General features: G+C 36.9%; 9 protein-coding genes. 3 read left to right on the top strand and 6 right to left on the bottom strand.

The genetic code is table 11. From position 1 onward, the window contains the following. Positions 1-2: 2 nt before the first annotated feature. The 3 genes from hutI to hutU form a co-directional block, all read right to left on the bottom strand. Entirely contained in the window at positions 3-1,268 is a 1,266-nt protein-coding gene (gene hutI, locus NSQ74_RS12060) for an imidazolonepropionase (protein WP_340823587.1), read from the bottom strand. A gap of 12 nt (positions 1,269-1,280) precedes the next feature. Beyond that, complete coding sequence (locus tag NSQ74_RS12055) at positions 1,281-2,633, bottom strand: YjiH family protein (protein WP_340823585.1); 1,353 nt, start codon at positions 2,631-2,633, stop codon at positions 1,281-1,283. Between the two features lie 78 nt (positions 2,634-2,711). Further along, a complete protein-coding gene (gene hutU / locus NSQ74_RS12050; RefSeq protein WP_340823584.1) occupies positions 2,712-4,427 on the bottom strand; it encodes a urocanate hydratase in 1,716 nt (571 codons plus the stop codon). Positions 4,428-4,718: 291 nt separating this feature from the next. Between hutU and NSQ74_RS12045 the strand changes: the two genes are divergently transcribed. Next, positions 4,719-6,401: a sigma-54 interaction domain-containing protein gene (locus tag NSQ74_RS12045; RefSeq protein ID WP_340823582.1), complete on the top strand. Its 1,683-nt coding sequence runs from the start codon at positions 4,719-4,721 to the stop codon at positions 6,399-6,401. Positions 6,402-6,651: 250 nt separating this feature from the next. Here NSQ74_RS12045 and NSQ74_RS12040 read toward each other — a convergent pair whose 3' ends face one another. After that, a complete protein-coding gene (locus tag NSQ74_RS12040) occupies positions 6,652-7,518 on the bottom strand; it encodes a DUF4179 domain-containing protein (RefSeq protein WP_340823580.1) in 867 nt (288 codons plus the stop codon). 496 nt (positions 7,519-8,014) lie between these two features. Between NSQ74_RS12040 and NSQ74_RS12035 the strand changes: the two genes are divergently transcribed. Both NSQ74_RS12035 and NSQ74_RS12030 read left to right on the top strand, forming a co-directional pair. Next, positions 8,015-9,658: a pyridoxal phosphate-dependent decarboxylase family protein gene (locus tag NSQ74_RS12035; protein ID WP_340823579.1), complete on the top strand. Its 1,644-nt coding sequence runs from the start codon at positions 8,015-8,017 to the stop codon at positions 9,656-9,658. Then, on the top strand, positions 9,642-11,339 hold the full coding sequence (locus NSQ74_RS12030) for a methyl-accepting chemotaxis protein (RefSeq protein WP_340823577.1): 1,698 nt from the start codon (positions 9,642-9,644) through the stop codon (positions 11,337-11,339). Before NSQ74_RS12035 ends, NSQ74_RS12030 begins: the two co-directional genes overlap by 17 nt. A gap of 134 nt (positions 11,340-11,473) precedes the next feature. Here NSQ74_RS12030 and NSQ74_RS12025 read toward each other — a convergent pair whose 3' ends face one another. Both NSQ74_RS12025 and NSQ74_RS12020 read right to left on the bottom strand, forming a co-directional pair. After that, positions 11,474-11,899, bottom strand: coding sequence for a GatB/YqeY domain-containing protein (locus NSQ74_RS12025; protein WP_340823574.1), 426 nt, complete (start codon positions 11,897-11,899; stop codon positions 11,474-11,476). Positions 11,900-11,967: 68 nt separating this feature from the next. Further along, positions 11,968-12,501, bottom strand: a complete 534-nt coding sequence (locus NSQ74_RS12020) for a hypothetical protein (protein ID WP_340823572.1) — start codon at positions 12,499-12,501, stop codon at positions 11,968-11,970. Between the last annotated feature and the right edge of the window lie 114 nt (positions 12,502-12,615).

The raw sequence follows: 12,615 nt of genomic DNA, 5'->3' as shown, positions 1-12,615 counted from the left end.
TTCTAACTGAATGTACTTTCCATTGCCCATGACCCTTTACTGATGACAACTTGCCCTCTTTTTATAACCGTATCTACAATATTCGTCCCAAGTTCATATGCTACATGCTTATAATTTGGCACATCCCATATTTGAATATCTGCCATTTTTCCAATTTCTAACGTCCCTCTATCTGTAAGATTTAGAGCCTTTGCGGCCATTTTTGTCGCTGCCTTAATGGCTTCCTCTACTGAAAATTGATAAAGTCTACATGCTAGATTTATAACAAAGGACATAGAAGTTGTATAACAAGCAGGGCACATATCTGTTGCTAGCGCTATATGCATACCATTATCGAGCATTTTACGAGCATCAAATGGTTTGTGATGGGCAACGGCAAAATCTAATGCAGGCATTAATACACCGACGACTCCGGATTTCGCTAGTTGGGCCATTACGGTCTCGGGTGTGTAATTGAGATGGTCAATGGAAATCATTTTCATACGTGCAGCTAAATCTGAACCACCGATATACGAATAGGCATCTGCATGAATTTTTGGTAATAATCCATGTGCTAAGCCCGCTTGTAAAATACGCTCCGATTCAAGTTCAGTAAAATAGCCTTCATCACACCAAACATCACAGAACTCTGCTAAATTATGTTGAGCTACTTGCGGAATCATAACATCAACAATTTCATTCACATACTGTTCCTTTGTTAAATGATCTGGAATACCGTGCGCACCTAGAAATGTATTAACCACATCAATGGCTGTCTGGTCGTTTAAACGTCGACCTACACGTAAAATTTTCAGCTCACTTTCTAGTGTTAAACCGTAGCCACTTTTACTCTCTACTGTTGTTGTCCCGTGTTTAAGCATCGTCATTATTCGTTTTTTCGCTTGTTCCAAAAGCTCTTCCTCAGAAGTATCTCGCGTAAGTTCGATTGTTCGATTTGGTCCTGTCGTTATAGCAAGCTTTTTTAAATTATCTGCAATATTACCAGTGAGTTTTGCAGCGTACTCCTCTACTCGACTACCATGAAATACGAGATGTGTGTGCGCATCAATATAGCCAGGAGCGACTACTTTCCCACTTGCATCAATACTGTTATTGTTATCAACTACATATCGTTGTACAAGCTGTTGATGGCTACAAATATCGATGATTTTTTGACCATCTATAACAACTGCTTGATCGGTTAAAACTTGAAAGTCTTGCATGTTGTCACCTGTACAAGGCAATATTTGTGCTGCATTTTGAATTATCATGTCTGGTCTTTTTAACACACGACCACTCCTTTACAATAGTAAATAGGCGATAGGCGTGACGATCATGAGCGTTAAAACTGTTCGTACAAACCATACCGCAATCATTTTGCCTAAAGAAATAGGAATTTCCGTTGATAGAATACAAGGAATTAATGCAGAGAAGAAGAGAATAGCAGATATCGATAACGTTCCAACAATGAATCGCGTCTCTATTGCACTATCAACAGCAACAAGTGAAGGTAAAAACATATCGATTAAATTAATGACGGCCGCTTTTGCCACAATTAATGGCTCGGCTATTTGTAGTAAGTAAGTAATAGGTACAAACAAATAAGCTGCATAATCAAATATAGGCGTGTTATTGACAAGCCATAGACCGATTAAGCCGATTGACATAATTGTTGGTAGTATCCCCATTGCCATCACTAAGCCATCTTTCACATTGTCCTTCATACTTTGCCACAGATTCGGCGCATTTTCAGCCGTCTGTAACGCCTCTCTCCATGCACACTGCAAACGCTTCTCCTTTACAATTTTCTCCACATCCCCATCCATCTGGTTGTAATAGTCCGTACTCATATTACGAATTGGCCAAATCCGAACACTAATGGCTGTTACTAAAAAGGTCACGAGGAAGGTCACCCAAAAATAAAGATTCCAAATATCCATTAATCCAAGTGTTTTTGCAACAACAATCATAAAGGTAACTGAAACTGTCGAAAATCCTGTAGCAATAATGACCGCTTCTTTTGTTGTATACTTTCCTTCCTTATAAATGCGGTTAGTAATTAATAAACCGATGGAATAGCTCCCGACAAAGGAGGCAACTGCATCAATGGCGGAGCGACCAGGTGTTTTCCAAATTGGTCGCATAATCGGCTGCACTAAAATACCGATAAACTCCAGCAAGCCATAACCGACCAACATAGCTAAAAATATGGCACCAATTGGAACTAAAACACCGATTGGCGTAAGTAGTGAGTTGTACCAATAGGGTCCCATATCTGCAGCTAACAGCCAGCTCGGACCAATTTTGAAAACAACTAAAACGGAAGCGATAGCCCCCATTATTTTCAATGTAGAAATGACCATTTCGACAACGGATCGATTCCACGTTTTTTTATAAAAAGGGTAAACAGCACCCGCAACAACAATGACTAAAATATAGTAAACAATAACTGACGAAAACTGCGTCCTGATAAAGGTTACTAAATGATCGAGCGGTATTGTCTTCTTACCATTTAAGGTAATAGAGATAAAGAACATGAAAATGCCGAACAAGCTAAAAGCAAAAAATTTGTAGATGGCTGATTTCTTATAATTAGGAGCGACGTCAACTAGAAGACTATCAAAATCCACAGGTGTCATATCTGCTTTTTTCATGTACATTCCTCCTTTTTAATGAACAAGAGGCCAGCGTTTCTCATTAGTTGTTGCACCAGCCTCTTTTCCACAAATACATTACACTTTTTCTTTTACTAAATCTTTCGGACCAAACGTAGCTGTTGGCTCCCACCATAATGGGATTTGAATGCTTTCATCGGTTAATTTCCCTTTACCATTCGCTACATCTTTTGCTGTTTCATAGCCCGCTTGTGCATGACGTACAACCCCTATACCAGAATCTACTGTCATCGCTACTTCTAAGCGCATATCCGATTCTTCTGTTCCATCAGCAATCATCGTCACACCTGTATGAACGGCCTCTCCCATTGAATAGTTAGCTTGAAGAGCGATTAAATCACACATCCCAACTGCATTTAATAAGCCATTTAAAACTGGCCAGTCAGAAATTAAATCTCCACCATCTTTCATATTTTCAGATTCAAACGTTGGATTGACTATAGAACCAGAATCTAAATTATCGCGAGAGAAGGCGACAGGTCCACTTAACTCCCCTCGGCGTATCATATCGTTAACTTCCAAAGCGAACTTTTTACGCTGTCCAAAGCCCATATAACAAATACGAGCAGGTAAAGCTTCTATCGGAATATGCTCCTTCGCTAACTTTATCCAGCGCGTAACAAGTAAATCATCACTAAATTTTGCTAAAATCATATCGTCTATTTTACGTAAATCCTCAGCTTCACCGGACATACAAATCCAACGGAATGGCCCACGTCCCTCGCAGAATAATGGACGAATATATTCTGCTACAAATCCAGGTAAACGCTTCGCCTCTTTCTCATCAAATCCAGCATCAATACATTCTTTACGAATACTTGTGCCATATTCAAACGAGTGAACGCCTTTATCAAGTAATGCTATTAATGCCTTCAGCTCGCGAATCATCGTATGGCGTGCTTTTTCTAAGTATGCTAGACGATCTTTATCACGTAGCGCGTCTGCCTCTTCAACACTGTATCCAGCTGGTAAATAGGCAATGGGGTCATGTGCAGGTGTCATAGATGTTGCAATATGTGGTAGGAAGCCAAGTTCTAATGTTTTTTCGAAAATATCTGCTGCATTACCTACCACCGCTATGCCAAGCGCTTCTCCAGCAGCCGCTTTTGTTTTTGCTAGTTCAATCGCCTCTTCTAATGAATCTACAACAATATCAATAAAGCCCTTTTCAATACGGCGATTAATAATGTCGATATTAGAATCACATAAAATAGCTACTCCACCATGCATTGTCATCGCACGTGTCTGGTTGCCACCCATACCGCCTGCACCAGCAGTCAATAAAATTTTCCCAACAAGTGAATCGTTATAATGCAATCGCGCAATTGCCGAAAGCGTTTCAAATGTCCCTTGAATGACACCTTGTGTACCGATATATTCCCAAGGTGCCGCTGTATAATTGGCATACATTGTTAAGTTCTTTCCTTGCAAATCATAAAATGTTGGCCAATCTGCCTTCATAATATTTGTCGTCGCCATAACAACAGTTGGTGCATATTTATGAGTTTTAAAAACAGCAACTGGCATCCCAGATTGCACAACAAGTGTTTCATCATCTTCTAAATTTTTTAAGGAATCTACAATGGCATGATAGGACTCCCAGTTACGAGCTGCCTTCCCAATCCCGCCGTATATCACGAGTTCTTCAGGTTTTTCAGCATTTTCCATATTATTTTCTAGCATTCTTAAAATAACTTCTTGACGCCAACCTTTGCATCGTAATGTATTTCCTCGCTGAGCCTTTACTGAATATAAAATTTCTGGTTTTGTCATTGATAATTCCTCCTTTTTTTGTGACTACACACTTTAATAATGCAAATAGCGTGCCAACTTTTAAAAACACACAAAAAATTTAATAAAAAGTGATATTCATAGCGTTTCCAACATGAAGTACATACATATTCGGCATTTGTTATTGTCACGAATTGGAAAGTAACTGCAGATAATTTTTGCACCTCTTTAATTTTCTGTATATTGTTTTTATTCAGAAAATATTTGTGATACGATTAAAGACAAAGCAGATAAATTTTGCATGCAAAATAACGAGAGAAAGTAGGTTTTTGTATGATTAAGGAATTGCAGCGTTATACAGCATTTTTAGGCGCGAATATCATTGCACTAGACAACTCTTTCAAGGTGAAATGGTGGCATTTCAATGAAAGTATCTCGTTAAATATTCAAGTTGATATGCCAATAGAAATCTTTGCTGCCATTGATGTGACAAGCTTGCATCAGCCGCAACAATTGCAAATACAAGAACAGCTTTTATCTTTTACAATAGAGCCTTTTTATTTTCAAGAGCAATTTTTTATTGTTTCAGTAGAAAACTTAATAGATTTCCAGTATTCATTACAAAATAAAGTTTTTGTCCTAGAGGAAATTATTGAGCATTTAGATGAAGGGATCATTGTAAGCAATGAAGATGGGGACATTATTTATTACAATGAGGCACTTGCTAAAATGGAGGAGCATAAAAAAGAGGACATGCTTGGCAAGAAGCTGTGGGATGCATACAACTATCAAGATCGTAGACTATCAGAGCATAATCATATTTTAAAAACAGCGAAACCAATTTATACGAAATACAGAGCTCATGCCTATTCAGAAAATGAACCTAAATTTGTAGGCTACAGTTCTTTCCCGATTCAAAAGGATAATAAAACAATTGGTGTTTTTTCAATTACACATACGGAAAAAAGCTTACGAAATCAATTACAACAAACATTGGATTCCAAACGTGAAACAATGGAGGTACCAGAAGAAGTCAAACGTAATAACGGTACGATTTACACATTCCAAGATATAAAAGGAAACAGTGACGAGCTCCTTCAAACAATATCCGAAGCTAAAAATATTGCAAATTATAATACTGATACGTTAATTGTCGGTGAAACTGGGACAGGTAAAGAATTATTTGCTCAAAGTATGCATAATTTAAGCCCACGCGTAACAAAGCCCTTCGTTGCGATAAATTGTGCTGCCATCCCTGTTTCGCTGTTGGAGAGCACGCTTTTCGGCTCAGTTAAAGGGGCATTTACTGGTGCTACAAATCAAGAAGGTCTTTTTGAATATGCAAAAGATGGGACACTTTTTCTAGACGAAATCAATTCACTACCAATGGAGCTTCAACCAAAATTAATGCGTGTCTTACAAGAACGTGCTGTTCGACGTGTTGGCAGTAATACACTTATCCCTATTGAATGTACTGTGTTTAGCGCATCCAATGAAGACCCTGAGCTTCTTACTGTTGGCGAGCGAATGCGACTTGACCTATTTTATCGCATTGCTCATTCAAGTATATATATCCCCCCACTGCGTGAGAGACCAGAGGATATACTTTTCTTTATCCAGCATTTTTTACATAAAAATGTGCTGAAATATATGAAGGCCAATATCACCATTAAACCTGAACTTTATCAGATACTTGTAGCCTATGATTGGCCAGGCAATGTACGTGAACTGGAGCATTTAATAGAAAACCTCGTAATACAAGCAAGCTCTGACAGCGATATTACAGAAGATATGCTGCCACGTTATTTAAAAAATAAAATATCCATAAAAGGAGCCCCTTCAAAAAAGCGCCCTTTTAAAGCACTTATGCATACAAATGAAGAGCAGTACATTCGAAAAGTGCTGCAACAGTGTGATGGAAATATATCAGCTGCCGCGAAGCAATTAAATATATCCCGACAATCATTGCAGTACCATATGAAAAAACTCGCGATTCAAAAAGAAGAGCTCATTTAAAATAAAAAGAGACTGGGTCAAAGAGAAAAAGTGTTAGATTGATTGCAATCTAACACTTTTTTGCTGCGCCTGATGTCCGCTACGGCGGTTGCTTTCTGCGGGCACACGAAATTGTTTGCGTGCCTGGCACAGCCCTCCGTGAAATCGCCGATAGAAGCCCAGGTATCGCCGGTTAGACACGAGAAATCGCCTGTAAAAACCCGGGAATCGCCGGTTAGACTGGAGAATCGCCTGGATGGAAATATAAAATTCATTTCCCACGAATTTTGATAGCTGGCCCAAGTTCAATATCCCCTGTTGTAACAGGAATTAACTTATATGTTTTATCTGATAAATATTGTGCATCAAAGCGAACTCCCCACTTTGTATGCGCTTCATTCAATGTATATGAAGAGTCAGGACGCCATGTTTTTCCTGACTCAGTTAAAATTTTAAAGTCAATGGTTTCATTCAATATTTCCTTCGTTTCAAAATATACCGTAGTAGAAATCGGTGTAGAAACAACATTACCTACTTTTATTTCTTGGCCGTCATTCAGCTTAATAGTTTTATTAACAGCGATTACTTTTCGATCCTCTTGCAATTGCTTTTGGGAAGCTTCGATTTCAAATGCCCAAGGCTCCTCGATTGGTTTTTCCCAATTCCAATCGTTATAAAGAATTTTAAGTTGCAGTATTTCATCTTTCGGTAAATCACGCATCTTCACGCTGCTATAGATTGTATAGGTTGATGCTGACTGTGCAATGGTCTGGCCCCCATTTCGAACCATATAATCTTGCCCATTCACTAGTACTTGTGGAAAGAAAAATACTTGATAGTTGAAATTCATTCCTTTAGCTGGCTCAAATGTTGCATTTAGTAATAGTTGATTATCATCAATCATCACCTCATTTAAGGTCAATTGCCCAAAATCATTTTTAGTTGTTTTACCTACAAGTGTTTTATAGGCCGAAAAATCCGACTTATCACTTTTATTAAAAATAGAGGAGACGAACCGAGTACTTGCCAACATTACACCGGCAACTACTAAAACACTTACTACAATAATCACCCATCTTTTTCGTTTTCCACTTTTTCCAAGATAGTCGACTTCATGTACATGTGGCTCAACTGGCAATTAAACACCTCCCATTTCAAAATCTATCGACGTTATCTCCTATTATTTATTGTAATAACGAGTTATGCATTATATAACCAACAACCCCCATTACAAAAAATTAGGGGTTTCTCAGATAGTCTAAAACACATCTCTGATTATAAAAAATAAGTAAAAAGACTTATAAGAAAAACAGTAATTTATTATGTTATTTTTTCATAGCTAATAGTATCTATTTTACATATAATTATATTAAGAAAACATTAATAAATCTTTTTACTAGGACCTTCGATGGACTAACTATTAATAAAAGTTAAAAAACAACGTAATCTTCTGTTAGCAAATCATTCTTCAAATATAATGAAAATATTTTCTAATAATTTAAAATAGTAGAAATTTAATATCCTAGTCAAATATGAATATATTTCCCATAAGAATATGTTATTATGGCTTTAGTAAATTGTACTATTATTATCTAAATAATGGTGAAATATGAACTAATAAAGGATGATGCAAAATGAAGAAAATTCAACAACTATTTCAAAGTGAAGATGGCAACAGCTTACAAAGGGAAAACTTTTTATCACTAATAGAGCAAATTGTAACTTCATTAGATCAATTAAAAGACCCAAAGAAAACAACGCTTGGACCAATTCAAGAACGTTCAGCTACTTTCTATAAAGATCTTATGCAAGAAAATCAAGTTCCCACATCAGGCGTTGGTCTTGATCAGGTCGTTCAAGACTTAACACAATTAATGCAAGGTCATCCTTATCATACACGCAACTTTGTCACAAACGTTTTACCAATGGCTAGTATCCCTGGTGTATTGGGACAGTTTACAAATGCCTTACTTAATGGCAACAATCTGTGGGATGTATATGGACCTGCAGCAGCAGAAAGTGAAGTAAAAGTAATCGCAATGATGTCAAAATTAGTTGGCTATGATTTCACAGAAAGCTTCGGTTATACAACATGGGGAGGACAAGGAGCAGTTTTTAGCGGTTTACGTCTTGCCATTGCTAAACAATTCCCTCACGCTAAAGAGGAAGGTGTCCCAAATAATTTATATTGCTTTGCATCTGAAAACGCCCACTATAGCTTATTAAAATCAATTGAAGCAGTTGGTATTGGAAGTAATCACTTAGTACGTGTAAAAGCAGGAAAAGACCAATCGATGGACATAGAAGATTTAAGAAAACGCATAACGGAAGTAATCGAGAATGGTGGTATTCCAGTTTACATCGTAGCGACTACAGGTGCCACAGATCAATTTGCTATTGATGATGTGCAGGCAATTAAGGAAGTTGCAACAACACTTGAACAAAAATACGATTTAAAACAAATACATATCCATGCTGACTCTGCTTTAGGCGGTTTTTACGCATTTTTCAATGATTATGACTTTAAGGCAAACCCACTACAGTTCGAGGATGATGTATTACAAGGATTAGAACAAATTCACCAACGTATGCAACATCTTGCAATTGCAGATAGTCTTTGCTTTGATTTCCAAAAGCTTGGTCAAACACCATATTTAACAAGCCTTTTCTTAATAAAAGACGGGAAAAGTTTACAACTGTTAGATATTGACGATTTTGATACGCCATATGTAGGCAATAGAGGCTATGGCTCATATCATACTGGTTATACTTTAGAATGTTCTCGAATGGGTAGTTCAATTGCTATTTATGCTGCATTACAAGCTTTTGGTAAAGAAGGTTATCAACAAATACTAGCTAACTATGTCCGTGTAAATTTAGCGTTCCGTACACAATTAGCTGAGAAATTACCAATGCTACAAGTAGTGAATGAAGCAAATATCGGACCAGTAACAGCCTATAGACTATATCCAAAAGGCTTTGATTGGGCGTCTGAACAAGCTGGAAATTACACACAAGATCAAATCGAGTACATTAATGGCTTAAATGCTTCTTTCTTTGAGATTTTAGGTGAAGGTCGAGATGAAGTATTTTTCGGTGACACAACACGTGTCTGCACTGTTAGCGCGAGCGATACAAAACAACAAGTTCCTGTGGCAGCAGCTAAATTCTTTTCTATCTCACCGTACACAGAGACAGAACATATTAGTGATATGATTCATTTCCTACAACAAAAAGTTGTAGTATTGGAGGATTTACAAGTTGAGTATATTAAATAAATTTAAGAGTTCTTTACTCTATAAATATATTGCAAGTTTAACAATTCCAATTGTTATTATTTCAATTATATTTAGTTTCATGTTATTTATAGTTTCTTTTAAAATCATCGATAATTTTGTTATCAAGCAATTTGAGACATCGTTAGAGGTGATTTCTAGTAACATTTTCGAGGACATCGATAAAAATAAAGTAAAAGCTGCCGACAACGGCATTAAAAATCAATATGAAAAACTATTGAAACAATTAAATGGTACAACGAAAAAGTTTGATATTGAAAATGCCTATATCCTTTCACGTGCCAATGGCAAGGAGCATATTGTTGCATTAAGTAATAGTGATAATTATCAGCAAGACTACACGTTCGATCCAAAAATGCATGCTGCTTTAGATACTGGCCGTACTCAAGTAAGTGAAATTTATGAAGATGAATATGGTATTCATAAATCGATTTTTATTCCATTTAACAATACGGAAATACTTTTTGGCTTAGATATGGATGCTTCATTTATATCTAAGCTACAAACTCAAATTATTTGGGTTAGCATCATCATGACAATTATCTTTGTGCTATTCGGTGTCGTTGTCGCTTATTTCATTAGTAAAAGTATCATTAAACCAATCAAAAATATGACAAGTTATGTTGATAAGGTGGCAAAGGGAGATTTAGCTGTTGAATCACTGCCAATCAAAGGCACGAATGAAATCGCCCAACTTTCAGATGGTATCCAAAATATGACGGCTGATTTACGTACACTCATTCAGCAAATTGCGGAAAATGCAGAGCAAGTAGCCGCCATGTCAGAAGAATTAACTGCCAGCTCCGAGCAAACGAGCGCATCTATTCAACAAATTACATCTTCAATGCAGGAAGTAGCTGCAGGCTCAGAAAAACAAACTTCATCCATTGAAGAGGTAGAAAATCATATTACAATGATTTCGACGAAGATGTCCGATGTTGTAAATAGTGTCAATGATGTAACAACGAAGGCATTTAGCGCATCTACTATTGCCGAAAAGGGCAATACCACAATCCAAAGTGCTACAGAAAAAATGGCGATTACATCTGAAGCCATTTATAATACTGCAGATGTTGTAAAACGCTTAAGCACTTATACGAATGAGATTGGTGATATCGTTTCACTTATAAATGAAATTACAGACCAAACCAATTTACTTGCATTAAATGCATCTATTGAAGCAGCACGTGCTGGTGAACATGGTAAAGGCTTTGCGGTTGTAGCTGAAGAGGTCCGTAAATTAGCAGACCAATCACTTACAGCAACAAATAGTATTCGAACACGTATTGAAACAATCAAAGAAGAATCTGCTCAAGCAGTGAAATCAATGGCGATTAGCAGTAATAACCTTGCTGAAAGTTCTACTACTTTTAACGCTTCAGGGGAAGCCTTTGGCGATATCTATTCACATATTACAGAACTTACGCAAGAAATGAACGAGGTTAACAGCATCATTACGAACATGAATGAAGGAGTTAGCAATATCGCTAATTCTGTTGAGCAGGTTGGTGTTGTAGCCGTGCAAGCATCTGGAAACATTCAAAATGTCGCAGCTGCTTCCGAAGAACAATCAGCAAGCATCGAAGAAATTACCGCTTCTTCAAATAATTTAGCTGAAATGGCTCAACAACTTCGAAACATCATTCAAAAATTCAATCTTTGAGTGCCCTCTTTGAGTGACAGGCACTTAAACAATTCTGAATTCTTTCTTCTTTCATAAAAAGTCTTTGGTAGAACGCCATTGAAATTAATAAAGGATAGCTGACGCTAATAACGTCGGCTATCCTTTTATCAATGTTAAATTAAACTTTTTACAACTTTAGAAATAACGGCACCTTCTGCTTGACCATTTAACAATGGTTTTGCAATTTTCATTGCGTCACCCATATTCATGCCTTTAGTAACACCAGCTGCTACTAATTTTTCAGTAATTTCTTCTTCAGTTAATTGTTTAGGGAGGAATGATTTTAATAGTACTAATTTTGCTTCCTCTTTTTCAATTAAATCCGTACGATTAGCATTTTGCGCACCTTCTAAAGCTTGATTCGTTTGCTTAACTTCACGGTTAATAATAGCAATTTCCTCTGCTTGTGTTAAGGGCTCCCCTTTTTCCTTCTCCGCTAAATCTAGTGCTGATTTGACAAGTGTTAAAACACCTTTTGCCAAGACATCTTTTTCTTTCATTGCTTTTTTTAGTTGTTCAAATACTTCTGTTTTTAACATCAAGCTCACTCCTCAAATATAATCACTAATTGTCTATGATTATTGCACATAGTGTCAACCGACACAATTTATTTTGCTTTCTTTAACTTTAACACATCGGCCTTTGTTTCTAATATTTCAAGTATTAACACTTCCATCTTTGCATCCACTTCTTCTACTATTTCACTAAGATTTTTTTCCACTGCGTCGGTTTTTTCTAGTAATTTTTGCTCAACTGATTCAATTTTCTTCTCTAGCCTTGTTTCAACTGCCCCTAGCCTTGTTTCAACCGAATCTAGTCTTGTTTCCACTGCCCCTAGCCCTGTTTCTAGCGAATCTAGTCTTGTTTCAACTGCCCCTAGCCTTGTTTCAACCGAATCTAGTCTTGTTTCAACTGCCTCTAGCCTTGTTTCAACTGAATCTAGTCTTGTTTCTAGCGAATCTAATCTTGTTTCAACTGCCTCTAGCCTTGTTTCTAGCGAATCTAGTCTTGTTTCAACTGCCTCTAGTCTTGTTTCTAGCGCATCGATTTTTTGTAGAATCTCTGTTTTCACGCCTTGTACTTGTGTAGAAAGCTCCAAAATGGCTTGAAGAATCGCATTTTGATTGATTTCAGGATTCATTGTCAACTTCCTTTCTTTTAATTACTCTATTAATGCAATCTTTATATTCACTGATAAGTGCTGCTAACTTGGGAGAGTCATTCTAACTTTTCTACATTATTTTATCTATGCTTT

The organism is Lysinibacillus sp. FSL W8-0992 (assembly GCF_038008685.1).
Classification (GTDB): domain Bacteria; phylum Bacillota; class Bacilli; order Bacillales_A; family Planococcaceae; genus Lysinibacillus.
This window is presented reverse-complemented; position numbering and strand designations above follow the sequence as displayed.